We start from the raw sequence: 25,332 nt of genomic DNA on the forward strand, positions 1-25,332 counted from the left end.
CCTGTAAACCAAAACAACTAAGCACTTTAGACTAATTTTATGAATAGAATTTTCGCAATTATTATCGGGATATTAGGAGTCTCGAACATCGCTTATAGTTTTTACCAAAATCCAGAATTCGAACGCCTTTTTGGAATAGATATGAATGTATGGATATATAGATTAATCTGGGCGGCCCTTGCTGCTAAAGGCGTTTACGATTTTTTCACTAAAAAGAATCCTGAGCAATTAAACCAAAACTAAGGGAGTTTACCTTAAACTTTAAAATTTAATCCTAAAATAATGGGCATTAAAAATAAAAAGATCCTTGAAAGAATGGCACTCGTAGCAATAGTTATTATGGTCGTGCATTTTCTTGACTATGCTTCAGGCGAATTTTTAGAAGGCTGGAATAACCCTAAATAAATTAAACGTTTACAACGCTAATATCAAAACAAAAAAAAAGGACCATCTTTTCAGACCGTCCTTTTTATAGTATTTCGAATTAGAGATTATACCTCTAATAATCCATTTGTTTTTCTAACACCATCGGCACTAGCTGCTAAATGAGATTTCTCTTCATCGTTAAGCGTAATATCAACGATTTTTTCAATTCCATCTTTTCCTAAAACCACAGGCACACCTAAACAGATATCGCTTAAACCGTACTCACCGTCTAATAAAGCAGAACATGGGAAAATCTTTTTAGTATCGCAAGCAATGGCTTGAACCATTCCAGATACTGCTGCTCCTGGAGCATACCAAGCCGAAGTTCCTAATAATTTAGTTAATGTAGCTCCTCCAACTTTAGTGTCTTCTTTAACTTGATTTAAACGCTCTTCAGATAAAAATTCTGAAACAGGCACACTATTTCTAGTCGCTAAACGAGTTAATGGGAACATACCTGTATCGCTATGTCCACCAATTACCATACCGTCAACATCGCTAATAGGCGCACCTAAAGCTTCTGCTAATCTATATTTAAAACGAGCAGAATCTAAAGCTCCACCCATTCCAATAATTCTATTTTTTGGTAAACCTGTTGCTTTATGCGCTAAATAGGTCATAGTATCCATTGGATTACTTACCACAATAAGAATCATGTTTGGAGAATGCTCTAATAAACTTGTAGATACATTCTTAACAATACCAGCATTAATACCAATAAGTTCTTCTCTTGTCATTCCAGGTTTTCTAGGAATACCACTTGTAATTACACAAACATCACTACCTGCTGTTTGGCTATAATCGTTAGTTACTCCTGTAATTTTTGTGTCGAATCCGTTTAAAGATGCTGTTTGCATTAAGTCCATAGCTTTCCCTTCAGCAAAACCTTCTTTAATGTCTAACAATACAACTTCTGAAGCAAAGTTTTTAATAGCAATATATTCTGCACAACTTGCACCTACTGCTCCTGCTCCAACTACTGTTACTTTCATTATATTTTATTTTAAGTTTGAAATTATTTTATTCGCGCTAATTTAACGCTTTTAAGACAACTAACACTTACCCCTAATACGAATTATTGCATTATTATAAGTTTTAGTTATTTGTTTTTATTATTACGTTATTTAAAAAAAACACGTTTTTAAATGATGATTAGTTAAAAAAAACACCTTAAACTAAATGTCAAGGTGTTCTAAATTATATATTAAGCATCAATATTTGCATATACTGCATTTTTCTCGATAAATTCACGACGTGGCGGAACCTCATCTCCCATTAACATAGAGAAAATTCGATCGGCTTCACTTCCATTATCTATTTGTACCAAACGCATTGTTCTAAATTCAGGATTCATAGTTGTATCCCAAAGTTGCTCTGCGTTCATCTCTCCAAGACCTTTATAACGTTGAATTTTTGAATTATCGCCATATTCTTCTAGAAGCGCATCACGTTCCTTATCACTCCACGCATAAGCCTTTTTAGCTCCTTTTCTAACTAAATATAAAGGTGGTGTCGCAATATAAATATGTCCATTTTCTATAAGTTCTCTCATATACCTGAAGAAGAACGTTAAAATTAAAGTAGCAATGTGACTACCATCAATATCGGCATCACACATAATTACAACTTTATGGTAACGTAATTTTGATAAGTTAAGGGCTTTACTATCCTCTTCCGTACCAATAGTTACCCCTAGAGCGGTAAAAATATTTTTAATTTCTTCGTTTTCGAAAACCTTGTGTTGCATGGCTTTTTCAACATTCAAAATCTTACCACGCAATGGTAAAATGGCTTGAAATGCACGGTCACGACCTTGTTTTGCCGTACCACCCGCCGAATCTCCCTCGACAAGGAATACTTCACATTTTGCAGGATCTTGCTCGGAACAGTCACTTAATTTTCCAGGTAAACCACCAATACTCATAACCGTTTTACGCTGAACCATTTCACGTGCTTTTTGAGCGGCGTGGCGTGCTTGTGCAGCTAAGATTACTTTTTGTACTATAGTTTTAGCATCGTCTGGATGCTCTTCTAAGTAATCGGTTAACATTTCTGAAACCGCCTGACTTACAGAAGCAGAAACTTCTCTGTTTCCTAATTTAGTTTTAGTCTGACCTTCAAATTGAGGCTCCTGAACTTTTACAGAAATAATTGCAGTTAAACCTTCACGGAAATCGTCTCCAGAAATTTCAAATTTCAATTTATCTGTCAGTCCAGAACTATCTGCGTACTTCTTTAAAGTATGTGTTAATCCACGTCTGAAACCAGAAAGGTGAGTTCCACCTTCATGTGTATTAATATTGTTTACGTAAGAATGTAAATTCTCTGAATAAGAGGTGTTGTAAATCATGGCAACCTCTACAGGGATATCGTTTTTTTCACCTTCAAAAGCAATCACTTCTGAAATGATAGGCTCACGGTTTCCATCTAAAAACGTTACAAATTCTTTTAAACCTTCTTCAGAATGAAATGTTTCCCCTTCGTATTCACCATTTTCTTTTTTATGACGTTTATCAACAAGAATAATGGTAATACCCTTATTTAAATACGCTAATTCACGCATTCTACTTGCTAAAGTATCATAGCTATACTCTAGAGTTTGAGTAAATATGGTCGGATCTGGTTTAAACGTTACAGTAGTACCACGTTTGTCTGATTCTCCAATAGACTTCACCGGATACAACGATTTTCCGCGTTCATATTCTTGTTGCCAAACAGTACCATCTCTATAAACGGTAGCCGTTAAATGCTCAGAAAGTGCGTTAACACAACTTACACCTACACCGTGTAACCCCCCAGACACCTTATAGGAATCTTTATCGAATTTACCCCCGGCACCAATTTTAGTCATAACAACTTCTAGTGCAGAAATACCTTCTTTTTTATGTAAATCTACAGGAATACCACGTCCGTTATCTTCTGTAGTAATCGAGTTATCTTCGTTAATTATAACAGTAATCGCATCACAATGTCCTGCCAAAGCTTCATCGATTGAGTTATCTACCACCTCGTAAACCAGGTGATGAAGTCCTCTTACCCCTACATCTCCAATATACATGGATGGACGCATTCTTACGTGCTCCATACCCTCTAATGCCTGTATACTATCGGCCGAGTAATTATGTTTTTTAGCTTCTTCGCTCATAAAATATTATATGTTATATTTTGGATATTAATCATAAAAAATGATGCACGTATGCACCATCTTGAACACTTACAAATATACGAAATTAAAAACTGTTTTTAAAGATTTTAACGCCCTAACAACAATTTTTATCAACATTTGCTAAAATAAACAAAATGCCTTAAAAGCTCTAAAAACTAGCTTAAATTAGATTTTACACGTAATTATTAAGATGTTAAAACTGCAAAAATCAAAATTTTGCTTAAACGGCTTTTAATTAGGTTTTCTATTTTTTAAGAGAGATAAAAATATATGCTAAACTTCGTATTTAAAAGGTCTTTATTAACCGTAATACTCCGGAAGCTTCAAACTGTTCCTCTACAACATTTGCTCCAAAACCAACTTGCAATTCATAATCATTTTTAAATTCGTAATGAACTTGTGGCAATACTAGAAAAGACATTTCGTTGCTATCTAAACCTTGCAGCATAGGATCTGTATTATTAATTTCAACACCTAGAACAAGATGTTCGTTAACATTTGCAAATACGGAGGCGTTTAATAATATAGTATAATTTTTATCGGGCACATCGCTACCCAATTCAAACATAGCACCAAAAAGACCTATGGCGCTCCAGGTTTTATTAAAACGATAAGCTGGCACGTACAACAGACTCAACTCGGTAATATCTCTATGCATCATGGTTTCTCCAATAACTTGTACCCCATGAATAAATTTGTTAGAATTAGATTGCCCAATTGTATATTGAACAGCAACTTTTAAAGCTTCTAATTCGAAATTTTTAAAAGGAAATTCCAATTCAACAGCAAAACCATCGCTTACGGCATATTCTATTTCTGGCGCCCATTCCACATCACGAGAATTGAAATGATTTACAGGAAAATCCGACAAGGCATTAATTTCTAGCTCACCTTTCTTAGCTCCTAAACCACGTACTAAATCGAACATTAAAGGCTCTGGAATATCTACTGCTTCATCAAGTTTTTGCTCCTGGGAAAAGGATTTTAACACAAACGAACTAAATACAAATACTAAAAAAACTTTCTTAAACACAACTAGCTTTTAAATTACACATTTTTAAATAGTATACCTCGCGATAAAAACCTGCAAATTTAAAAACTAGTTACAATTATTGCCTCTTAATATTTTGTTAATTATCACAAACAGTATCAAAAAACTACCTCAAATTAAATTTCAATTCAATGTTTTATATTATTGAAAATGAAAAAAACCTCAAAATCTCTAAGCATTGAGATTTTGAGGTTTTTTAAATTAAAAATAAATGTTAAAAACCGCTAGGTTAAGCTTTTTCGTAGGCATCTGTATGCACTTTAGACACCGCTCTACCACTTGGATCGTTCATATTTTTAAATGCTTCATCCCACTCTAAAGCAACTTTAGTACTACAAGCCACACTTGCTTCTTGTGGCACGCATAAAGCCGCCGCATCGCTAGGGAAATGCTCTGCAAAAATAGAACGGTAGTAATACTCTTCTTTAGACGTTGGTGTTTGTAATGGGAATTTATATTTCGCATTTGCTAACTGCTCGTCTGTAACTTCTTTAGCAACTACTTCTTTTAACGTATCGATCCAGCTATACCCTACACCATCGCTAAATTGTTCTTTTTGTCTCCATGCTACACTTTCTGGTAACATATCTTCAAAAGCTTTACGAACTACCCATTTTTCCATTGGGTGCTCTTTATTAATCATTTTATCTGCTGGGTTAATACGCATAGCAATGTCCATAAACTCTTTATCTAAAAATGGTACACGCCCTTCAATTCCCCAAGCTGCTAAACTTTTGTTCGCACGTAAACAGTCGTACATATGTAATTTATCTAGTTTACGAACCGTTTCTTCATGGAAATCTTTAGCTGAAGGTGCTTTATGGAAGTATAAATACCCTCCAAACAACTCATCTGCGCCTTCTCCTGAAAGTACCATTTTAATTCCCATAGACTTAATAACTCTTGCCATTAACCACATTGGTGTAGAGGCACGAACCGTAGTAACATCGTACGTTTCTAAGTTATAAATCACATCTTTTATAGCATCTAATCCTTCTTGGATTGTAAATTTAATTTCGTGATGTATAGTCCCAATATGGTCTGCTACTTTTTGTGCTGCTGCTAAATCTGGCGAACCATCTAATCCTACAGAAAATGAGTGTAATTGAGGATACCACGCATCGGTAGTATCATCTGACTCTATACGCTTTTGTGCATATTTTTTAGCTACTGCCGAAGTTATAGATGAATCTAAACCTCCAGAAAGTAACACTCCATAAGGCACATCACTCATTAATTGTCTGTGTACCGCAGCTTCCAATCCTTCTTTAATATCAGAAATATGGGTTTCGTTATCCTTTACGGCATCATACTCCATCCAATCTCTTTTATACCACTGTACAAATTCGCCATCTTTACTAGACATATAGTGTCCTGGAGGAAATAACTGAATTTTAGTACAGGTTCCTTCTAAAGCTTTTAATTCTGAAGCCACATAAAAAGTTCCGTTTTCATCCCATCCTATATATAATGGAATAATTCCCATATGGTCTCTTGCAATGAAATACTCATCTTTGTCTACATCATAAATTGCAAAACCAAAAATTCCGTTCATTTCATCAACAAAATCTGCACCTTTTTCTTTGTAAAGCGCCAAGATTACTTCGCAATCACTTTCAGTTTTAAAGTCATATTTTCCTTCAAATTGCTTACGTAATGCTCTATGATTATATATCTCTCCGTTTGCAGCCAATACTAATTTCCCATCAGGACTAAATAAAGGTTGTTTTCCTGACGCTGGATCTACAATTGCCAAACGCTCATGTGCCATAACAGCTTTATCATTACTAAAAATCCCACTCCAATCTGGACCACGGTGACGAATCTTTTTTGACATTTCTAACACCTGAGGTCTTAAATCATCCGCCTTTTGCTTTAAATCGAATGCACATACAATTCCACACATATCTATATATTTTAATTCTTTTTATTTTAATTCTGAAGCAAATATGAGTATATCATTCACATTATAAAACCATAAATTGAATATTAGCTACAATTTGAAACATAATTACGTGTTTTGGATCTAAATTTAAACCAAACACAAAATTCTTGCTTTCAAAAATTAAAAAATGTAAACTTTAAACAAAAATACCGACCTTTACTTCAAAAGTTTTATTCAACATAAAAAAACAACATTATGAAATTATTCAACGTATCAGCCATCTGTTTATTATTAGCATTTAGTTTAAACACAGAAATGCACGCTCAAAAATTCAGCAAATTAGACAAAAGTCCAATGGATGCTGCAGCTTTCCCTACAAGCTACAAAAACCCAAACAAAACCATAAAAGTTATTTATAGCAGACCTCAACTTAACAACCGTAAGCTAGAAGATTTAGCACCATGGGGAAAAGTGTGGAGATTAGGAGCTAATGAAGCTGCAGAAATTACATTTTATGAAAACACTCATTTTGGAGATACTCCTGTAAAAGCAGGAACATATTCTTTGTTCGCTATTCCTAATGACAAAACATGGACTATGATTTTAAATAAAGATTTAAATGCGTGGGGTGCTTATTCTTATAACCCAGACCAAGATGTTGCGCGTTACAACGCTTTAGTTTCTATTGATGCTGAATCTATTGAAGCTTTTTCTATTGGTTTTGACGAAGAAGGAACTATGTACTTAGCTTGGGACACCACTCGAGTTGCTATCCCTTTTAAATAAGTCGATATTATATCTCAATAAAAATGGGCTATCAACACCTTGTTTGATAGCCCATTTTTTTTATGATTAAAACCGTTTTACTTGGTCTTACGGAATATTTAAGTATTTATGCGTTTGTAAAGACACTTTCCATTTTGGGTTTGCCATAACGTAATCTACAATTTCTGGAATAACTTTATCGCGCTTACTCCATTCTGGTTGTAAATATAAAATACAATCTTCTCCTACTAAGGCAGCTTGCTCTTCGGCAAATCTAAAGTCGTCCTTATTAAATATAATCACCTTCAACTCGTTAGCTTTGGCCGATACTTCTGCCGTAGGTAATTTTAGTTTTTTTGGCGATAAACAAATCCAATCCCAAACCCCTGTTAACGGGTATGCACCAGATGTTTCTATATGGACCTGTAATCCTTTCGCTTTTAATTGCGTTGTTAAAGCCGTCATATCCCAAGTTAAAGGCTCTCCACCAGTTACCACAATCGTGTTACTGTGAAGCGCTGCTTTTTCAACGATATTAGACGTTTCTGTTGGCGGATGAAGTTCTGCATCCCAGCTTTCTTTTACATCGCACCAATGGCAACCCACATCGCAGCCTCCTACACGAATAAAATATGCTGCCGTACCTTTGTGAAACCCTTCCCCCTGAATGGTGTAAAATTCTTCCATTAAAGGCAACATTTCGCCTTTATTAACCAACTCTTGAATCTCTTTCTTCATAAGCTGCAAAGATAGTTTACTGATTTATGTTAGCATATAAAATGTTGAAAAGATTTGAAGCCGATTACCTCAAGATTACTATTTTTATAAAAAAATTAAGAAACATGACTGCCAACGACGCTTTTTTAAAAGACATTACAGAAGGAAATACCTTTAAAGGCGAATACATTACTTTAGGTTCTGCCATATTAAACGAGCAAACCATAACCAATGCATTTGTAAACATTCCACTAAAAACGCTAAACAGACATGGTTTAATTGCCGGTGCTACCGGAACAGGAAAAACAAAAACCCTACAAGTTATTGCAGAGAACTTATCTGAAAAAGGGATTCCTGTGCTACTTATGGATATTAAAGGAGATTTAAGTGGCTTAGCTAAGCCAGGCGAGGATAACAGCAAAATTCAAGATCGGCACACCAAAATTGGATTACCTTATACCCCAAACGGATTCCCTGTAGATTTACTTACTCTTTCTAATCAAGACGGGGTTAGATTACGTGCTACAGTAAGTGAGTTTGGCCCCGTGTTATTATCTAGAATTTTAGACTTAACTGATACGCAGTCGGGAATTGTTTCGGTTATTTTTAAATATTGCGACGACCATAAATTACCGCTATTAGATTTAAAAGATTTCAAAAAAATATTACAATATGCCACACAAGAAGGCAAAGAAGAATTTACAGAAGCCTATGGCCGAATTTCTACAGCCTCGACAGGTGCTATTCTAAGAAAAATTATAGAGCTTGAACAACAAGGAGCCGATTTGTTTTTTGGAGAAACCTCTTTCGATGTTCAAGATTTATTACGAGTTAATGACGAAGGAAAAGGGTATATCAACATCATCCGATTAACAGATATTCAAGATCGACCAAAATTATTTTCAACTTTTATGCTAAGTTTATTAGCAGAAATCTACACTACTTTTCCCGAGCAAGGCGATAGCGAACGCCCAGAACTCGTAATTTTTATAGACGAAGCGCACTTAATTTTTAACGAAGCATCTAAAGCACTTTTAAATCAGATAGAAAGTATCGTAAAGTTAATTCGTAGTAAAGGGGTTGGTTTATACTTTGTCACTCAAAATCCTACCGATGTTCCCGAAGCTGTTTTAAGTCAGTTGGGTTTAAAAATTCAGCATGCCTTACGAGCTTTTACAGCAAAAGACCGAAAAGCCATTAAACTTACAGCTCAAAACTACCCTGATTCAGAGTATTACGACACCGAAACGATACTTACAAACTTAGGAACCGGAGAAGCTTTAGTCTCTGCTCTAGACGAAAAAGGTCGTCCTACACCTCTTGCCGCCACCATGATGCGTGCGCCGATGAGTAGGATGGATATTTTAACCGATAAAGAATTATCCGATTTAATTTCCGCATCTAAATTGGTTAAAAAGTACAACGACACCATAGACAGAGAAAGCGCTTACGAGCTACTAAATGAAAAAATAAAACATGCAGAAGCAGAAGCTCAGCAACAAAAAGAACGAAGCAAGAAAACATCGTCTCGTCCAAAAAGTAACGCTATGAATCCGATAGTAAAAGTTTTAACAAGCGCCACTTTTATAAGAAGTGTTTTTGGAATTTTGAATAAAGTGATGAAAAAATAACTATTTTCACAGCCTCAAAAAAAATACTATAAATAAGATTATATTACCATGAAAAAATCCCTATTAAGCTTAGCTGTAGTAGCTATATTATGCTTTAGTTGTAACTCTAAACCAGACACCTTTTCTATAGAAAAAAATCGTATTGGCAACCTAACATATACAACCCAAGTAAAAGATTTAGAAACTGTATTTAAAAACGATTCTATAGTTAAGTATGTACCTGGCGGTGAATTTACCGTAAGCATTAACGAAATTGAAATTTTTGAGAAAGGCGGCACGAAATTATTAACCTTAAGTCCATCTAAAGTCATGGATTCTACAGCTGTTATAAAAACCATTCAAATTTTCGATCCACGTTACAAAACATCAAAAAACGTATCAACTATAAGTACATTTAAGGATATTCAAGATAATTATAAAATATCTAGTATCGACAATTTAATAAATGCAGTTGTTATTTCTGTTAATGAAATAAATGCATCCTTTACAATCGATAAAAAAGAGTTACCTTCAAACTTAAGATTTGATATGTCGCTGCATATTGAGGCCTCGCAAATCCCCGACACAGCAAAAATTAAATACTTTTTCTTAAACTGGTAAGCCTAAAACTTTATGAATTCACTAGTCTCTAAACTCCTTGTTATTATTGCTCGAAAAAAACTCGAGACTAAAGAGACAGCGAATCCGGCAAGTTTAAAGCAAGTTGTACCCATTGTTAGATCGCTTCAAGTAGATTTAAGTCACGCTATAAAAGAATATATTCTTATTGCTATAGGTGTCTTTTCTGCAGGTTTCGGGCTAAAAGGTTTTTTACTTCCAAATCGGTTTATCGACGGTGGTGCAACAGGTATTTCCCTATTATTAGAAAATCTTACCAACATCCCGTTAAGTTATTTATTGATATTGGTAAACCTCCCGTTTTTAATTTTAGGAGCGCGTACATTTAGCATAAAATTTGCTTTAAAAAGTATCGTTGCCATTACCTTTTTAGCTTTCGTGGTACATTATGTAGACTACCCTACCATTACAGACGATAAATTATTAATCTCTGTTTTTGGTGGATTTTTCTTAGGCCTAGGTATAGGAATGGCCATGAGAGGAGGCAGTGTTATAGACGGTACCGAGGTTTTAGCACTATTTGTGGGCCGAAAATTATCGATGACTGTTGGAGATGTTTTACTATTAATAAACATCATTATATTTTCTTTCGGTGCCTACATCCTTTCCATAGAAACTGCATTATACGCTATATTAACCTACTTGGCTGCTGCAAAAACAGTAGATTTTGTAGTAGACGGTGTAGAAGAATATGTAGGTGTTACCATAATTTCTGAAAAACATGAGGAAATGAGAATTATGGTTACCGAAAAATTAAGACGTGCCTGTACCATTTATCAAGGAAAGGGCGGATACAATCAGGAGGGTGGTGCTCAAGAAAAAGACATTATTTTTACGGTAGTTACACGTTTGGAACTTGCAAAACTTGAAACCGAGATTGAAAAAATAGACAAAAACGCCTTTATTATTATGGGCGTTGTAAAAGATTTAAAAGGCGGAATGATAAAAAGAAAACCTTTAAAATAATAGCCCATGAAAAAGTATACCTTAATTACCAATCCGTTTATCGTGCCTACAACCGATGGTAAAGTTATAAAGGAACATTTTGGAATTCCCACAACTGGAGACACAGAAATTAGCATAGCCCATATGGTTGCTCCTCCAGGTTGGAGTGAACCATTTCAAACTCCAGAATTTGATGAGTTTACGTTTATAATAAAAGGTAAAAAACAATTTATAATAGAAGACGAAATTGTAATCCTAGAAGCAGGCCAGTCTATTAAAATTGAAAAACATACACGGGTTCAATATTCTAATCCGTTTGAAACCGCTTGTGAATATCTCGCCATTTGCACACCTGCATTTTCTCCAGATCATGTAAACAGAGAAGATTCATGAAAACACTTTTAATAAAATCTGTGGGTAGCTACCTTAATTTAATGAGCTACATCTCTAAACCCTATGCAGGCAATAAGGCCTTAAATTTATTTACGCACCCCAGAAAAGGCCGCGTTTTAGAGTGGCAAGTCGATTTTCTAAATACCGCATATAAAGAAGAGTTATCGTATAACAACCTACCCATAATGACTTATCGTTGGTTGGGAGACAAAACCAAAGATACCATTTTATTAGCTCATGGTTGGGAAAGTAATTCTTATAGGTGGAATTCTATAATTCCAGAATTAAACAAAAAGGGATATACTATTGTCGCTCTAGATGCTCCTGCACACGGGCATTCTGGAGGCTCAGAATTTAATGCCCTACTATATGCCGAGTTTATTAATGTGGTAGCCAAACGTTTTAAACCGCAAATTATAATGGCTCATTCTGTTGGCGGTATGGCCGCAACTGTGTTTCAAAATAAATATCAAATTCCAAGCCTAGAGAAACTTATTCTTTTAGGAGCACCTTCAGAATTTAAAGATATTATTAGCCGATATGTAGACCTCTTGGGCTACAGCAATCGCCTTTCTCACCAACTTAATAAGGCTATAATTAGACGTTTCGGTATTGCGCCAAATGAATTTTCTACGGCAGATTACCTCAATAGCGTAAAAACAAAAGGACTTATAATTCACGATAAAAACGATCCGGTAATTCCTTACAACGACGCCTTATTATTAAATAACAGTTTAAAAAATAGTACATTAATCTCTACCGAAGGTTTAGGACATTCCTTAAACGACGCTTCTGTAAGAGATCATATTTACAACTTCTTAGAAGCCTAAACTTATCGTATCTTTGTCGTATGGAAGAGGAATTAAAACGAATTAATAAATATTTAAGCGAAGTTGGCTATTGTTCGCGCAGAGCAGCCGACAAACTTATAGAAGCTGGTCGTGTTACTATTAACGGAGTTGTACCAGAAATGGGCACAAAAGTGGCTCCGAATGATGAAGTTGCAGTAGATGGCACACCGGTTGTTAACACAAAAAAAGAATTTGTTTACTTAGCATTTAACAAGCCTGTAGGGATTGTGTGCACGACAGATACTCGCGTTGAAAAAGATAATATTATTGATTTTATTAATTACCCGAAACGTATTTTTCCTATCGGACGTTTAGACAAACCTAGTGAAGGTTTAATCCTCCTTACCGATGATGGAGATATTGTAAATAAAATTTTGAGAGCTAGCAATAATCACGAAAAAGAATATATCGTGACGGTAGACAAACCCATTTCTCAAACGTTTATAGAACGTATGTCGAATGGTGTGCCAATTTTAGACCGTGTTACTAAAAAATGTAAAGTTGAAAAGTTAGGGACCTATGAGTTTAAAATCATTCTCACCCAAGGTTTAAACAGACAAATTCGTAGAATGTGTGAGTACTTAACTTACGAAGTACAAACCTTAAAACGCGTCCGTATCATAAATATAAAGTTAGATATGCCCATAGGAGAATATCGCGAAATTACTAAAGAAGAAATGAAAGAACTTCAAATTTTAATTGGCGAATCTACCAAAACATACTCTCCAGCTAGACCTTCTAGACGACGACAATAAGCTAAGATTCCCCTCCTTTTTTAAATATAACTAGATCAGGAAAACTTCTTTACTCCATCTGTCTTACTGAAGTTAATTTTATTCTGCTGTAAAAGCATATACAACACACCTAATTTTTAGACAAAAAAAAATACGCACAACTACTAAACTTGTAATTGTGCGTATACTTATATTATATTAGATCTTTAAGATTGCTTTCTATGTCTCTCGCATGCTAGCAAGGTGTTTTTTAACAACATAGCAATAGTCATTGGTCCTACACCACCAGGAACAGGAGTAATATAACTTGCTTTTTTACTCACATTTACAAAATCTACATCCCCTGTAATTTTATATCCTTTTGCGGTTGTATCATCTGCAACACGTGTAATTCCAACATCTATAATTACAGCATCATCTTTTACCATTTCTGCTTTTAAGAAATTAGGAACTCCTAACGCAGAGATTATAATATCTGCTTGCGAAGTAATTTGTGTAATATTCTTAGTGTGACTATGCGTAAGCGTTACGGTAGAATTTCCAGGAAATCCTTTTCTTCCCATTAAAATACTCATTGGGCGACCAACAATATGAGAACGTCCTATAACCACGGTGTGCTTTCCACTCGTTTCTACGCCGTATCGCTCTAATAATTCTAGAATCCCGAAAGGAGTAGCCGGAATAAATGTCGTCATATCTAAAGCCATTTTTCCGAAGTTTGCAGGATGAAAACCATCTACATCTTTATCTGGATTTACAGCTAATAATACTTTTTGTTCGTTGATTTGTTCTGGTAAAGGCAACTGAACAATAAACCCGTCAATTTTAGGATCTTCGTTAAGTTCTTGAATTTTATCTAACAATTCAACTTCACTTGTTGTATTAGACATTTTAACTAAAGTAGACTCGAAACCTACACGCTCGCAAGCACGTACTTTACTACCTACGTAAGTTAAACTAGCACCGTCGTTACCAACAATTATAGCTGCTAAATGTGGGACTTTCTCCCCTTTAGCTTTCATTTTTTTAACTTGCTCGGCGATTTCGTCCTTAATATCGTTACTAACCTTTTTTCCGTCTAAAATTGTCATGGGAAGTATTTTATTTTTTATTTAGATTATAAAATTAACGCATGTTTTTCATGGCTTGCATCATACGTTTACCGCCACCACCTTGCATCATTTTCATCATTTTACTCATTTGGTCAAACTGTTTCAACAACTGATTGACTTGTTGTACAGACGTTCCAGACCCTTTTCCTATACGCTTTTTTCTGCTAGCATTTATAATTGAAGGATTGGTACGTTCTTGAACCGTCATAGAATGAATAATCGCTTCAATATGTTTAAAAGCATCGTCATCGATATCGATATCTTTCATCATTTTTCCAGCGCCAGGTATCATTCCAATAAGGTCTTTCATATTACCCATTTTCTTGATTTGCTGAATCTGCTGTAAGAAATCGTCGAAACCGAATTGATTCTTTGCAATTTTCTTTTGAAGTTTTCTCGCCTCTTCTTCATCAAACTGCTCTTGAGCACGTTCTACAAGCGACACCACATCTCCCATTCCAAGGATACGATCGGCCATACGAGACGGATAGAACACATCGATAGCTTCCATCTTCTCTCCTGTACCAATAAATTTAATTGGTTTATCGACTACAGATTTAATCGATATGGCAGCTCCACCACGTGTATCACCATCTAACTTGGTTAAGATAACACCATCAAAATTTAAGATGTCGTTAAAGGCTTTAGCTGTATTCACCGCATCTTGACCTGTCATAGAATCTACAACAAATAAAGTTTCTTGAGGCTTAATGGCTTTATGAATTTCAGAAATTTCATCCATCATCGCTTCATCTACTGCTAAACGACCTGCGGTATCAATAATTACCACATTAAATCCGTTTGCCTTAGCGTGTTCGATACCGGCTTGAGCAATAGCTACAGGGTTACTGTTTCCTTTATCGCTAAATACCTCAACGTTAATCTGATCTCCAACGACATGTAACTGGTCTATCGCCGCTGGACGATACACATCACACGCAACTAAAAGCGGTTTCTTGGTTTTCTTTGTTTTAAGATAGTTTGCTAATTTTCCTGAAAATGTTGTTTTACCAGAACCTTGTAAACCCGACATCAAAATTACGCTAGGCGTACCAGATAAATTAATCCCAGCAGCATCACCTCCCATTAATTCTGTTAGTTCGTCTTTAACGATTTTAACCATTAATTGCCCAGGTTGTAAAGACGTTAATACATCTTGACCAAGAGCTTTTTCTTTTACCCTAGTAGTAAAATCTTTCGCAATTTTAAAGTTAACATCGGCATCTAATAAAGCACGACGTACTTCTTTTAAAGTCTCTGCAACATTAACTTCCGTTATACTTCCATGTCCTTTAAGAACGTGTAACGCTTTATCTAACTTTTCACTTAAATTATTAAACATAAACTTTCATCAAATTTTAAGAAGTGCAAATTTAATGATTTGAAGCGTATTAATGAAGTATTGACGAAATAAAAAACCAAAGAGCAGCTATTCTTTTTTAATATACTACGAACCTAGGGATATAGGCGGGTAAACCTTAAGAGTGTTAAAACTAAAAACATGTAAATCATCAATTTTTTAACACCTCAATTATTAAAAAGATAAATTTTACATGTAAAAATTAGGCTAAATGAAATTTAATTTCCTATTTTTGGTAAACCAATCTGGTAAATCAGTTTGGTTTACCAGATTTAAAAGAAAAAGAATCTTTTCAGTAGTATTTTAACAAATGGTATAGCGTATACCTTAACAAGGAAACGATATAAAATACAAACTGAATAGGTTTGAAAAGCAGAAATTAAAAAACAGTTTTAAACCTGTTTTAATAGATATAAAAAATATTAAAAAAACTCGCGGTATTGCATAATACGAAAATCTTGAGTAGTGAATTTTGAATTAGTCCGTTTAATTTGCTTATACAATGACATACCGCCAACAGCTCTATTAGCCGCGCCAGACGGTGCGGTTAAGGAGACGGTTGAAATGAGTCTATCTCCAATACTAAATTCATGAATTCTTGGCACTTCATTAGATATAACACGTAACTTTAAACCATAAGTTTTTAAATGCTTTCTAAAGAAATATTCAGGTCCATTTTTACTATTTCCTCCCGTAAACAATAAGGTATCTACTTTTGGATATTGTTTTAAATACCCCACCACATCGCGCAAAGTAATATTTTGCATACCAAGATCGGAAGCATCTATTTTAGACCGCTCGGCACTTTCTACGATATCGCAAATACCAATACCTCTTGATTTTAAAAAATTTTTACGCTGAAGAATAGCCTCTTGGGTATCTTCAAACTTTAAATTTAATTGGAATATGGCGTCTAAGATTGGCCATAATTGTCCGTCGATACTACCGTAGCAAAAATTTACATCGCCAGGTTTTAGTTGGCCCATACTAAATCGCGGCGGCGGTAAAGTACCTACAATTAATTTGGTTGCATTTTCAGGAATAAAAGGCGCATAAGGATGCCGATGTATAAACATTCTTTTTTGTAGTTTGCACTAAAATTACTACTTTAAAACAAAAACAATGGGAAGAGGAGATAAAAAAACCAAACGAGGTAAAATTAGTCGGGGAACGTATGGCGTAAGACGTCCGCGCATAAAGAAAAAAGTACATCCAGAGACCAAAATAAATCTCGATAAAGATCCTACAGTAAAACGCTAACTCTATTTGAACACTATAATTGTATTCTATTATTGAGTCACACTTAATGTATCAGGATCTCATTATACTATTATACACCTTACGATTTAGAATTTAGCAAACATGCAGCGTGACGTCAAACAAATATTCCAATAACCATTTACAATAAATTACCGTTTTAGCATATTACCAAAACGTTGCCCAAATTTATAAGCGAAGAAAACAGCAAAAACAATTATAGTTATTGTTGAAAACACATAAAGGGAATATATCAACACATCGTCTTTAGAATTAAAACAAAATTCTGCTGTAACACAAGCTTCTAAAGTTTTCTTGGAAGATACCGTTAACACAAAACTAATTAAAAGAATAACCGCAATCACCGAAACGATATACCAACCGGTATTTTTTTTCGGTGTTTCTCCTGTGGGTGTAAAGGCCTTCCGTTCTTCTTCAGACCGTTTATTATCTTGTAAAGACCAGCTCGGTTTCTGTTGAGAGTTGCTCATCGTATCGGTAATTTTCGTAATTAAATCCTTTTAAATCTTCAATAGTCTGTGCATTTGTATCTATTACATAACGAGCCATATACCCTCTTGCAATTTTAGCATAGGTGGCAATCATTTTGTATTCGCCATTTTTAAAATTTTTAAATGTGGCATGTATAACTGGTACTTTTAAGGCCTTAACATCTACCGCTTTAAAATATTCATTACTCGCTAAATTCAAAAACAATTCGCCGTCTTCTAAATCTTCATTTAGAGCTTTGGTAATCGTTGTTTTCCAAAATTCGTATAAATTCTTTTTGGTTCCAACAGGCAATTTTGTTCCCATTTCTAAACGGTAAGCCTGTATTAAATCTAAGGGTTTTAAAACTCCATATAGTCCAGAAATAATTCGGACAGTATTTTGTAGCTGACTTAATTTATCTTTTTCAATTGAATATGCATCAAATCCTCTATACACATCGCCATTAAATGCATAAATAGCTTGTCTAGAATTCTCTCTAGTAAATGGCAATTCCCACTCTTGATTACGCTCGTAATTTAACTGCCCCAATGCATCTGAAATATGCATTAATTTAGATAAACTTTTAGCCGATTTCTTTTTAACCACCTTATTTAAACGTTCGGCTTCTTTTAAAAAAATGGCTTGAGTGGAAACATCAGTTGGCAATTCGCGTTCAAAATCTAGCGATTTTGCTGGAGATATTACTAATTTCATTTATTTCAGGTTATTCAAATTCAACATTAATATTGATTTCTATTTTAAAATCATTCTGACTCTCAGTTTTCTGCAACACTATAATAATTTCGTCATATTGAACTCCTGCCCGAGGCAAGACATTTCTATATCTCATCAAACTTGTAAATAATCACTTTATGATGAGACTTTGAAATTGAATTCAGCATGGCAAGAAACCTTATAATTAATTACAGATATTCAAAAAGTCATGTAAAATTAAGCATCTAACCTCTCAAATAGAATAGATAAAGACTGTTATTTCTTATTTATGAATAACAAATATTTATTACTCTTCAACTTCCTGATGCTTAACATAATGTCTCCATTTCTCGATACACTGCTGCATATCGTCAGGAATTTCGGTGTTAAAGCGCATAAATTCCTTGGTTCTTGGATGCTCGAAACCTAAGGTTTTTGCATGTAAGGCTTGTCTTGGCAAAATTTTAAAACAATTATCTACAAACTGCTTATATTTTGTAAAGGTGGTTCCCTTTAATATTTTTTCTCCTCCGTAACGTTCATCATTAAATAGGGTATGCCCAATATGTTTCATATGAACACGAATTTGATGTGTTCTTCCTGTTTCTAATTTACAAGATACCAAAGTAACATATCCCAGTCGCTCTATAACTTTATAGTGCGTCACGGCCGGTTTTCCTTTCTCGGCTTCATCTCCAAAAAACACGGTGTTTTGAAGTCTGTTTTTAGGGTGACGCCCAATATTACCTTCTACCGTACCTTCTTCTTCCTCTACATTCCCCCAAACAATAGCAACATATTCACGCTCTGATGTTTTTTCGGCAAATTGAAAAGACAAATGCGCCATGGCTTCTTCGGTCTTCGCAACAACCAACAAGCCACTAGTATCTTTATCTATTCTATGTACCAAACCTGGGCGACCAGAAGAGTTTTCTGGAAGGTTATCAAAATGATAAATTAAAGCATTAATTAAAGTTCCAGAATAATTTCCGTGTCCTGGATGCACGACCATTCCTGCTGGCTTATTTACAACCAACAAGTCGTCGTCTTCGTAAACTATATCTATCGGAATATTCTCCCCTACAAGTAAATTCTCGTATGGCGGATGTGCAAAAAGCACTTTTATAACATCGTTTCCTTTTACCTTATAATTAGATTTAACGGGAACGCCATTTACATAAATATTTCCTGATTTTGCAGCGGCTTGAATTTTACTTCGCGTGGCATTTTCAACAAAATTCATTAAATATTTATCTATTCTAAGCGGCGATTGCCCCTTCTCTGCTGTAAACGCATAATGCTCGTAAAGCTCGTCTTCGGCCTCTTCATTTTGTGGTGTATACTCACTCATAATTTACTCTGGTCTATTACCGTTTCCTAACACTAAATCGATTTTAGAGGTTTTAGGTAACATATCGCCTGGTTTTATTTCTTCTCCTTGATGAGACACTTCTAAAACCATATCCTTTCCTATATTATCAACATACATAATGGTTCCTACCTGGAAACCTAAGGCTTCTAAAGTAGGTTTTGCTTGACGAAAGGTACGATCTGTTAATTCTGGTACTAACACTTTTCTATATCCTGACGGATTAAGTGTGATATATATTTTTCTGTCTTCTTTAACCTTAAATCCTGCTTTAGGATCTTGTTCTATCACCGAAAACTTTGGGTAGTCTGGATTATAATTTGCAGAATCTTGAATTTGCATAACTAATTTGTTCTTTTCTAATTCAGATTTAGCTACTTCTATAGAAACTCCCGTTAAATCTGGAACGGTTTCAAACTCTCCGTGATTTGTAGTATTATCTAACCACTTTAACATAAAGTAACTCAATAAAAAAATAGCCACTACAGCTAAAAGTAAATTCAGAAAAAAAGTTTTACTCGTAAGAAATCTAAAAAGGTTCATGTGATAGAATTTGATAGGCAAAGATATAAAAACCGTTCCGTTTTTACTTTTGATTAATAAATGATATTTTAGCTAAACGATTTTTTCCATCGTTTGTTATTGTTATGAAAAAAAATATAGCCATCATCATGGGCGGATATTCTAGCGAATATCAAATCTCCCTAAATAGCGGAAACGTTGTATACCAAACACTTGACAAATCAAAATATAATGCTTTTAGGATTCATATTTTTGAAAATAAATGGGTTTATGTTGATGATGAAAATCAAGAATTTCCGATAGATAAAAATGATTTTTCGGTGACTATCAATGGGAATAAAACCACTTTTGCTTGTGTTTTTAATGCCATTCATGGTGCTCCAGGCGAAGATGGCTTCCTTCAAGGCTATTTTAAACTTATAAACCTGCCACAAACCAGTTGCGACATGTACCAAGCAGCGGTAACGTATAACAAGCGCGATTGTTTAAGTATTTTAAAGCCTTATGGCATAAAAACAGCTGAATCTTACTATTTAAATTTGGGCGATACTATTAATGAAGATGCTATAATTGAAAAGGTTGGTCTGCCATGTTTTGTAAAAGCAAACAAAGCCGGAAGTAGTTTTGGTGTTACCAAAGCTTACAAAAAAGAAGATTTAAAACTGTCTATAGAAACGGCATTTAAAGAAGATGATGAAATTATTATTGAATCGTTTTTAGATGGTGTAGAAGTTTCTGTAGGAGTGATTACCTATCAAGGTAAAACCAAAGTATTACCGATTACAGAAATTGTAAGTGAAAATGATTTTTTCGATTATAAAGCAAAATATTTAGGACAGTCGCAAGAAATCACCCCTGCCCGATTAACAAAAACCCAAGAAGAGCAAGTCAATACCTTAGCAAAAAAAGTGTACGAGGTTTTAAAAATGAAAGGCTTTTCTAGAAGCGAATATATTTTTAAAGACGGTGAACCACATTTGTTAGAAATAAATACGGTACCGGGCATGACTAAAGAAAGTATACTACCTCAACAAGCTGCTGCTGCTGGAATATCCTTAGCCGATTTGTTTGACAGCGCTATTGTTGAAGCTTTAAAGTAGATTTTGGGAATATTCATTCTGAAGTTATTTTAGAATCGCTCGCCGTGTTACCCTGAAACAGGTTCAGGGTAACCATTATTTGGCTTTTTTCAGAAAAAAAAAAACTTTGAACTTCTGTAACTTCGAATCTCCGTAACTTTGATACTTTGATACTTTATTAATCCCCCAAAAACACAACTTTAAAATAAAAACCGTAATTTTAAATTATGAAACGTGCTATTTTCCCAGGGTCTTTCGACCCCTTAACTTTAGGCCATTACGATATTATATCTCGTGGTGTAAAAGTCTTTGATGAAATTATTGTTGCCATCGGAATTAATTCTGATAAAAAATACATGTTCTCACTAGAAGAACGCTTACAGTTTATAAAAGACACGTTTAAAGATGAACCAAAAGTAACCGTAACTACGTATTCTGGTTTAACGGTTGATTTTTGTCAGAAAATGGATGTTGAATTTATTTTACGAGGCCTTAGAAATCCAGCCGATTTCGAGTTTGAAAAAGCCATTGCACAAACCAACAGAAAACTATCTGAAATTGAAACCGTATTTTTATTAACCTCTTCTAAAACCTCGTTTATTAGTTCGAGTATTGTTAGAGATGTTATTAGAAATAATGGAGATTATACCTTGCTTGTTCCAGACAATGTAAGAATAAAAAAGGCACCTTAATTTTTAGGTGCCTTTTCTTTAAAATTTATATTCTGAAAGCGGTTTAGGAAACTCTTCAGGATTTGCCGCTAAATGGTAACGCGGATCATGAACGTCTTCTATAATAATATCTTTAAACCCAGGATTACCTTTATATAACAAGGCTTTACAATCTTCGCTTAAATGCTTCAGCTTAATGGTTTTGCCTTCAGCTTCGTATTTATTAACAATATTTGTAATCGCCTCTAAAGCTGAATGATCGCTTACACGAGATTCAACAAAATCGATAATCACCTCATCTGGATCATTTTTTACATCGAACTTTTCATTAAACGCTGTTATGGACCCAAAGAATAATGGCCCCCAAATTTCGTAGGTTTTTACTTTTCCATCATCAGATAAACGTTTTCTCGCTCTAATCTTTTTAGCATTTTCCCAGGCGAAAGCTAAAGCCGAAATAATTACACCTACAAATACCGCTATGGCTAAATCGTAAATTACAGTAACGGCAGAAACTATCACTAAAACTACAGCATCTGCTACAGGTATTTTTCTAATAATTCGGAAACTAGACCAAGCAAAAGTTTCAATAACCATCATAAACATTACCCCCACTAACGCGGCAATGGGCACTTGTTCTATATATTTATCAGTAAATAAAATAAAAGTTAATAAGGTAACAGCCATCATAACTCCCGACAATCTTCCTCGACCACCGGCATTAATATTAATAACCGTTTGGCCAATCATACCACAACCACCTGTTCCTCCAAACAAGCCACTCACCATATTTCCGGCACCTTGAGCTATACATTCTCGGTTTCCGTTACCACGTGTTTCTGTTAATTCGTCGACTAAATTCATCGTCATTAACGATTCAATTAAACCTACAGAAGCTGCTAAAAAAGCATAGGGTAAAATAAATTTAAGCGTATCTATATTGAATGGCAAATTTTGCCACAATTCTAAATTAGGAGTTGGAAATTCCCCTTTTAAACCAGTTCCGCCACCTTCAATAATATAAGACCCAACAGTACTTACATCTAGTCCACCAAAAACAGCAACGAACGTAGTAATTAAAATGGCCGTTAAAGCTGCTGGAATTTTAGTGGTGATTTTTGGTAACAACCACATAATTCCCATAGTTAAAGCCACCAGGCCAATCATGATATAAAGTTCCGATCCTTCCATCGGAATGTTAATATAATTTTTAACGCCTTCTGCTGTGACTTCTAATTTTTTATGAGAAAACATACGTACTTGCGCCATAAAAATAACGATAGCTAAACCATTAACAAACCCTAACATAACCGGGTGAGGAATCAATCTTACAAATCGACCTAGCTTAAAAACACCAGCACATATTTGTATAATTCCCATTAAAATTACGGCTGCTAAAAGGTAGAAATACCCCATGTTTTCCACAGGTACATCGAACATCATTCCACGTGCATGACCTTCGGAAATAAGGTGCACAAAAATAACTGCAACAGCACCTGCTGCTCCAGAAATTAACCCAGGCCGACCACCAAAAATAGCTGTAATAAGTCCAACAATAAAAGCACCAGAAAGCGCCACTAATGGATCTATTTGCGCCACAAAAGCAAAAGCAACCACTTCGGGAATCATGGCTAACGACACCGTAATACCTGCCAATATATCATCTTTTGGATTAGGCGTTATTTTTCTTATAAAATCTGTCATGTTTTCCGTTTTGAAGGGGCAAAAATACAGTTAAAAAGGATTTACACAAGTTCTTACTATAATAATTTCATTAAGTTTGAGCCAAAATTATTGAGAATGAAATTATCCAACTTATCGATTATTATATTCCTATTAATAAACACCTTACAGGCTCAAAACAATACGACCTTTACCACAACTTTCGAGAAAAGCAAAGGGTTAGAAACTGCTACTTATGCAGAAACCATTCAGTATTATGAAAATTTAGCTAAGGCCTACCCACAAATTTCAATACAAACCATAGGCGAAACAGATTCTGGCAAACCCTTACACGTAATCACCTTAAATCCAGATAGCACTTTTAATTTTTCTGAAATTCAAAAAGACAAATGTATTCTACTTATTAATAATGGGATTCATCCTGGCGAGAGCGATGGGATAGACGCCACCATGATGCTCTTTCGAGCTATCGTACAAGGAAAACTAAACATGCCTAAACATACGGTAATAGCGACCATTCCTATTTATAACATTGGTGGTAGTTTAAATAGAAATTCTACGACAAGAACGAATCAAAATGGGCCATTAGAATACGGTTTTCGAGGTAATGCGCGGAATTACGATTTAAATCGAGATTTTATAAAAAGTGATACCAAAAATGCAAAAGCCTTCGCTGAAATTTTTCATCGTGTACAACCCGATATTTTTATAGATAACCACGTGAGTAATGGTGCAGATTACCAATACACCCTAACCCATTTGTTTACGCAACATGATAAACTTGGAGGTGAATTAGGCAACTATATTCACACCAAAATGATGCCTATATTAGAGCAAAACTTAGCAAAACAAGATTGGGATATTACCCCGTACGTCAATGTATTTAACCAAGTTCCTGAAGTTGGTTTTAGTCAGTTTATAGATCACCCTCGATACTCTACGGGCTACACTACTTTATTTAACACTTTGGGCATGATGGTTGAAACGCATATGTTGAAACCTTACAAACAACGCGTTGAAGGCACTTACGAGCTAATGAAAAGTATGATTGATATTATTGAAACCGACTATAAAACCATTAAAAAAATTAAAGCCCAAGACACCAAAACTTGGCAACAAGCGAAAACCTATCCGCTGCAATGGGTTGTAGACACCACTAAATTTTCAACCTTACAATTTAAAGGTTTTGAAGGTGAATATATTAAAAGTGACGTAACGGGTTTAGAACGGTTAAAATACGATAGGAATAAACCTTTTACAAAACCTGTAAAATATCAAGACTATTTTAAACCTACAGTTGAAATTGAAATCCCAAAAGCCTACATTATTCCGCAAGGTTGGTTTCCTGTGATAGAGTTATTACAGTTAAACAACATCAAGCTAACTCGTTTAGACAGCGACAAAAAGTTTACTGTTGAAGCCTACCGCATAGAAAGTTTCGATACTAAAAAGGATGCTTACGAAGGGCATTATTTACACAGCAACACCACTGTCTCTAAAACCACAAAAGACATCACGTTCCGCGCTGGCGATTATTACGTAGAAACCAATCAGCCAGGAATTCGTTACTTGCTAGAAACTTTAGAACCTCAAGCAGTAGATTCGTTTTTTAATTGGAACTTTTTCGATACCATTTTACAGCAAAAAGAAGGTTTTTCTCCTTATGTATGGGAAGATTTGATTTCTGATATTCTTAAAGAAAACCCGAAACTAAAACGAGAATATGAAGCCAAGAAAACTTCAGACACCGCTTTTGCAAAAAACTGGTATACACAATTAGATTGGTTACACAAACAAACCAATTATTACGAAAAATCGCATATGCAATATCCGGTGTATCGTGTAAAATAATTCAACATCATTTACATTTGTAACAATCTAATAAACTTAT

At 34.8% G+C, this 25,332-nt stretch carries 25 protein-coding genes; 12 read left to right on the forward strand and 13 right to left on the reverse strand.

Annotation, left to right across the window (positions count from 1 at the left end; all coding sequences use genetic code 11):
• Positions 1-39: 39 nt before the first annotated feature.
• The gene (locus A9D35_RS07270) at positions 40-243 is read left to right on the forward strand and encodes a hypothetical protein (protein WP_066220996.1); all 204 of its coding nucleotides are present in this window, start codon (positions 40-42) and stop codon (positions 241-243) included.
• A gap of 248 nt (positions 244-491) precedes the next feature.
• On the opposite strand, the gene mdh is transcribed toward A9D35_RS07270, so the two are convergent.
• The 4 genes from mdh to asnB all read right to left on the reverse strand — a co-directional run bounded on the left by mdh (position 492) and on the right by asnB (position 6,549).
• Entirely contained in the window at positions 492-1,418 is a 927-nt protein-coding gene (gene mdh / locus A9D35_RS07275; RefSeq protein ID WP_066220998.1) for a malate dehydrogenase, read from the reverse strand.
• Between the two features lie 212 nt (positions 1,419-1,630).
• The gene (gene gyrB, locus A9D35_RS07280; protein WP_066221001.1) at positions 1,631-3,571 is read right to left on the reverse strand and encodes a DNA topoisomerase (ATP-hydrolyzing) subunit B; all 1,941 of its coding nucleotides are present in this window, start codon (positions 3,569-3,571) and stop codon (positions 1,631-1,633) included.
• A 307-nt stretch (positions 3,572-3,878) separates the two neighbouring features.
• Positions 3,879-4,625, reverse strand: coding sequence for a hypothetical protein (locus A9D35_RS07285; protein ID WP_066221004.1), 747 nt, complete (start codon positions 4,623-4,625; stop codon positions 3,879-3,881).
• A 247-nt stretch (positions 4,626-4,872) separates the two neighbouring features.
• Positions 4,873-6,549 carry an asparagine synthase B gene (gene asnB, locus A9D35_RS07290; protein WP_066221007.1) on the reverse strand — a complete coding sequence of 559 codons (1,677 nt, stop codon included), beginning with the start codon at positions 6,547-6,549 and terminating at the stop codon, positions 4,873-4,875.
• 234 nt (positions 6,550-6,783) lie between these two features.
• Between asnB and A9D35_RS07295 the strand changes: the two genes are divergently transcribed.
• Entirely contained in the window at positions 6,784-7,314 is a 531-nt protein-coding gene (locus A9D35_RS07295; RefSeq protein ID WP_066221009.1) for a DUF2911 domain-containing protein, read from the forward strand.
• An 87-nt stretch (positions 7,315-7,401) separates the two neighbouring features.
• On the opposite strand, the gene A9D35_RS07300 is transcribed toward A9D35_RS07295, so the two are convergent.
• The gene (locus A9D35_RS07300; RefSeq protein WP_066221012.1) at positions 7,402-8,031 is read right to left on the reverse strand and encodes a 7-carboxy-7-deazaguanine synthase QueE; all 630 of its coding nucleotides are present in this window, start codon (positions 8,029-8,031) and stop codon (positions 7,402-7,404) included.
• A 104-nt stretch (positions 8,032-8,135) separates the two neighbouring features.
• On the opposite strand from A9D35_RS07300, the gene A9D35_RS07305 reads away from it, so the two are divergent.
• Genes A9D35_RS07305 through rluF form a run of 6 tightly spaced genes read left to right on the forward strand, consistent with a single transcriptional unit; the run spans position 8,136 to position 13,203 of the window.
• The gene (locus A9D35_RS07305) at positions 8,136-9,641 is read left to right on the forward strand and encodes a helicase HerA-like domain-containing protein (protein ID WP_066225915.1); all 1,506 of its coding nucleotides are present in this window, start codon (positions 8,136-8,138) and stop codon (positions 9,639-9,641) included.
• A gap of 48 nt (positions 9,642-9,689) precedes the next feature.
• On the forward strand, positions 9,690-10,241 hold the full coding sequence (locus A9D35_RS07310; RefSeq protein ID WP_066221014.1) for a hypothetical protein: 552 nt from the start codon (positions 9,690-9,692) through the stop codon (positions 10,239-10,241).
• 12 nt (positions 10,242-10,253) lie between these two features.
• Positions 10,254-11,225, forward strand: a complete 972-nt coding sequence (locus A9D35_RS07315; protein WP_066221017.1) for a YitT family protein — start codon at positions 10,254-10,256, stop codon at positions 11,223-11,225.
• 6 nt (positions 11,226-11,231) lie between these two features.
• Positions 11,232-11,597 carry a cupin domain-containing protein gene (locus A9D35_RS07320; RefSeq protein WP_066221020.1) on the forward strand — a complete coding sequence of 122 codons (366 nt, stop codon included), beginning with the start codon at positions 11,232-11,234 and terminating at the stop codon, positions 11,595-11,597.
• Positions 11,594-12,427, forward strand: coding sequence for an alpha/beta hydrolase (locus tag A9D35_RS07325; RefSeq protein ID WP_066221023.1), 834 nt, complete (start codon positions 11,594-11,596; stop codon positions 12,425-12,427). The genes A9D35_RS07320 and A9D35_RS07325 overlap by 4 nt, the downstream gene beginning before the upstream one ends.
• A gap of 20 nt (positions 12,428-12,447) precedes the next feature.
• Positions 12,448-13,203, forward strand: coding sequence for a 23S rRNA pseudouridine(2604) synthase RluF (rluF, locus tag A9D35_RS07330; RefSeq protein ID WP_066221026.1), 756 nt, complete (start codon positions 12,448-12,450; stop codon positions 13,201-13,203).
• 185 nt (positions 13,204-13,388) lie between these two features.
• On the opposite strand, the gene A9D35_RS07335 is transcribed toward rluF, so the two are convergent.
• The 3 genes from A9D35_RS07335 to A9D35_RS07345 form a co-directional block, all read right to left on the reverse strand.
• Positions 13,389-14,273 carry a bifunctional 5,10-methylenetetrahydrofolate dehydrogenase/5,10-methenyltetrahydrofolate cyclohydrolase gene (locus A9D35_RS07335; protein ID WP_066221029.1) on the reverse strand — a complete coding sequence of 295 codons (885 nt, stop codon included), beginning with the start codon at positions 14,271-14,273 and terminating at the stop codon, positions 13,389-13,391.
• A 34-nt stretch (positions 14,274-14,307) separates the two neighbouring features.
• Positions 14,308-15,636 carry a signal recognition particle protein gene (gene ffh / locus A9D35_RS07340; protein WP_066221035.1) on the reverse strand — a complete coding sequence of 443 codons (1,329 nt, stop codon included), beginning with the start codon at positions 15,634-15,636 and terminating at the stop codon, positions 14,308-14,310.
• A gap of 440 nt (positions 15,637-16,076) precedes the next feature.
• Complete coding sequence (locus tag A9D35_RS07345) at positions 16,077-16,730, reverse strand: uracil-DNA glycosylase family protein (RefSeq protein ID WP_066221037.1); 654 nt, start codon at positions 16,728-16,730, stop codon at positions 16,077-16,079.
• A 46-nt stretch (positions 16,731-16,776) separates the two neighbouring features.
• Between A9D35_RS07345 and A9D35_RS07350 the strand changes: the two genes are divergently transcribed.
• Positions 16,777-16,914 carry a 30S ribosomal protein THX gene (locus A9D35_RS07350; RefSeq protein ID WP_066221039.1) on the forward strand — a complete coding sequence of 46 codons (138 nt, stop codon included), beginning with the start codon at positions 16,777-16,779 and terminating at the stop codon, positions 16,912-16,914.
• Between the two features lie 149 nt (positions 16,915-17,063).
• On the opposite strand, the gene A9D35_RS07355 is transcribed toward A9D35_RS07350, so the two are convergent.
• From A9D35_RS07355 to A9D35_RS07370, 4 genes are all read right to left on the reverse strand, one after another.
• Complete coding sequence (locus A9D35_RS07355; RefSeq protein WP_066221040.1) at positions 17,064-17,402, reverse strand: hypothetical protein; 339 nt, start codon at positions 17,400-17,402, stop codon at positions 17,064-17,066.
• Positions 17,359-18,117: a peroxide stress protein YaaA gene (gene yaaA, locus A9D35_RS07360; protein ID WP_066221043.1), complete on the reverse strand. Its 759-nt coding sequence runs from the start codon at positions 18,115-18,117 to the stop codon at positions 17,359-17,361. Before yaaA ends, A9D35_RS07355 begins: the two co-directional genes overlap by 44 nt.
• 307 nt (positions 18,118-18,424) lie before the next feature.
• A complete protein-coding gene (locus tag A9D35_RS07365; protein WP_066221046.1) occupies positions 18,425-19,468 on the reverse strand; it encodes an RluA family pseudouridine synthase in 1,044 nt (347 codons plus the stop codon).
• 3 nt (positions 19,469-19,471) lie between these two features.
• On the reverse strand, positions 19,472-20,029 hold the full coding sequence (locus tag A9D35_RS07370) for a PASTA domain-containing protein (protein WP_066221050.1): 558 nt from the start codon (positions 20,027-20,029) through the stop codon (positions 19,472-19,474).
• A 104-nt stretch (positions 20,030-20,133) separates the two neighbouring features.
• Here A9D35_RS07370 and A9D35_RS07375 point away from each other — a divergent pair, with 104 nt between their 5' ends.
• Both A9D35_RS07375 and coaD read left to right on the forward strand, forming a co-directional pair.
• Complete coding sequence (locus tag A9D35_RS07375; RefSeq protein ID WP_066221053.1) at positions 20,134-21,108, forward strand: D-alanine--D-alanine ligase; 975 nt, start codon at positions 20,134-20,136, stop codon at positions 21,106-21,108.
• A gap of 206 nt (positions 21,109-21,314) precedes the next feature.
• Positions 21,315-21,779, forward strand: a complete 465-nt coding sequence (gene coaD / locus A9D35_RS07380) for a pantetheine-phosphate adenylyltransferase (protein WP_066221055.1) — start codon at positions 21,315-21,317, stop codon at positions 21,777-21,779.
• A gap of 18 nt (positions 21,780-21,797) precedes the next feature.
• On the opposite strand, the gene A9D35_RS07385 is transcribed toward coaD, so the two are convergent.
• Positions 21,798-23,462 carry a SulP family inorganic anion transporter gene (locus A9D35_RS07385; RefSeq protein ID WP_066221060.1) on the reverse strand — a complete coding sequence of 555 codons (1,665 nt, stop codon included), beginning with the start codon at positions 23,460-23,462 and terminating at the stop codon, positions 21,798-21,800.
• A 96-nt stretch (positions 23,463-23,558) separates the two neighbouring features.
• Here A9D35_RS07385 and A9D35_RS07390 point away from each other — a divergent pair, with 96 nt between their 5' ends.
• Positions 23,559-25,292, forward strand: coding sequence for a M14 family metallopeptidase (locus A9D35_RS07390; protein WP_066221063.1), 1,734 nt, complete (start codon positions 23,559-23,561; stop codon positions 25,290-25,292).
• Positions 25,293-25,332: the final 40 nt, after the last annotated feature.

The organism is Formosa haliotis, assembly GCF_001685485.1.
Lineage (GTDB): Bacteria > Bacteroidota > Bacteroidia > Flavobacteriales > Flavobacteriaceae > Formosa > Formosa haliotis.

Excerpts from the sequence above, each read along its gene's own strand:
- A9D35_RS07270 (WP_066220996.1), top strand. The coding sequence starts at position 40 with ATGAATAGAATTTTCGCAATTATTATCGGGATATTAGGAGTCTCGAAC.
- mdh (WP_066220998.1), bottom strand. The coding sequence starts at position 1,418 with ATGAAAGTAACAGTAGTTGGAGCAGGAGCAGTAGGTGCAAGTTGTGCA.
- gyrB (WP_066221001.1), bottom strand. The coding sequence starts at position 3,571 with ATGAGCGAAGAAGCTAAAAAACATAATTACTCGGCCGATAGTATACAG.
- asnB (WP_066221007.1), bottom strand. The coding sequence starts at position 6,549 with ATGTGTGGAATTGTATGTGCATTCGATTTAAAGCAAAAGGCGGATGAT.
- A9D35_RS07295 (WP_066221009.1), top strand. The coding sequence starts at position 6,784 with ATGAAATTATTCAACGTATCAGCCATCTGTTTATTATTAGCATTTAGT.
- A9D35_RS07300 (WP_066221012.1), bottom strand. The coding sequence starts at position 8,031 with ATGAAGAAAGAGATTCAAGAGTTGGTTAATAAAGGCGAAATGTTGCCT.
- A9D35_RS07305 (WP_066225915.1), top strand. The coding sequence starts at position 8,136 with ATGACTGCCAACGACGCTTTTTTAAAAGACATTACAGAAGGAAATACC.
- A9D35_RS07310 (WP_066221014.1), top strand. The coding sequence starts at position 9,690 with ATGAAAAAATCCCTATTAAGCTTAGCTGTAGTAGCTATATTATGCTTT.
- A9D35_RS07315 (WP_066221017.1), top strand. The coding sequence starts at position 10,254 with ATGAATTCACTAGTCTCTAAACTCCTTGTTATTATTGCTCGAAAAAAA.
- A9D35_RS07320 (WP_066221020.1), top strand. The coding sequence starts at position 11,232 with ATGAAAAAGTATACCTTAATTACCAATCCGTTTATCGTGCCTACAACC.
- A9D35_RS07325 (WP_066221023.1), top strand. The coding sequence starts at position 11,594 with ATGAAAACACTTTTAATAAAATCTGTGGGTAGCTACCTTAATTTAATG.
- rluF (WP_066221026.1), top strand. The coding sequence starts at position 12,448 with ATGGAAGAGGAATTAAAACGAATTAATAAATATTTAAGCGAAGTTGGC.
- A9D35_RS07335 (WP_066221029.1), bottom strand. The coding sequence starts at position 14,273 with ATGACAATTTTAGACGGAAAAAAGGTTAGTAACGATATTAAGGACGAA.
- ffh (WP_066221035.1), bottom strand. The coding sequence starts at position 15,636 with ATGTTTAATAATTTAAGTGAAAAGTTAGATAAAGCGTTACACGTTCTT.
- A9D35_RS07345 (WP_066221037.1), bottom strand. The coding sequence starts at position 16,730 with ATGTTTATACATCGGCATCCTTATGCGCCTTTTATTCCTGAAAATGCA.
- A9D35_RS07350 (WP_066221039.1), top strand. The coding sequence starts at position 16,777 with ATGGGAAGAGGAGATAAAAAAACCAAACGAGGTAAAATTAGTCGGGGA.
- A9D35_RS07355 (WP_066221040.1), bottom strand. The coding sequence starts at position 17,402 with ATGAGCAACTCTCAACAGAAACCGAGCTGGTCTTTACAAGATAATAAA.
- yaaA (WP_066221043.1), bottom strand. The coding sequence starts at position 18,117 with ATGAAATTAGTAATATCTCCAGCAAAATCGCTAGATTTTGAACGCGAA.
- A9D35_RS07365 (WP_066221046.1), bottom strand. The coding sequence starts at position 19,468 with ATGAGTGAGTATACACCACAAAATGAAGAGGCCGAAGACGAGCTTTAC.
- A9D35_RS07370 (WP_066221050.1), bottom strand. The coding sequence starts at position 20,029 with ATGAACCTTTTTAGATTTCTTACGAGTAAAACTTTTTTTCTGAATTTA.
- A9D35_RS07375 (WP_066221053.1), top strand. The coding sequence starts at position 20,134 with ATGAAAAAAAATATAGCCATCATCATGGGCGGATATTCTAGCGAATAT.
- coaD (WP_066221055.1), top strand. The coding sequence starts at position 21,315 with ATGAAACGTGCTATTTTCCCAGGGTCTTTCGACCCCTTAACTTTAGGC.
- A9D35_RS07385 (WP_066221060.1), bottom strand. The coding sequence starts at position 23,462 with ATGACAGATTTTATAAGAAAAATAACGCCTAATCCAAAAGATGATATA.
- A9D35_RS07390 (WP_066221063.1), top strand. The coding sequence starts at position 23,559 with ATGAAATTATCCAACTTATCGATTATTATATTCCTATTAATAAACACC.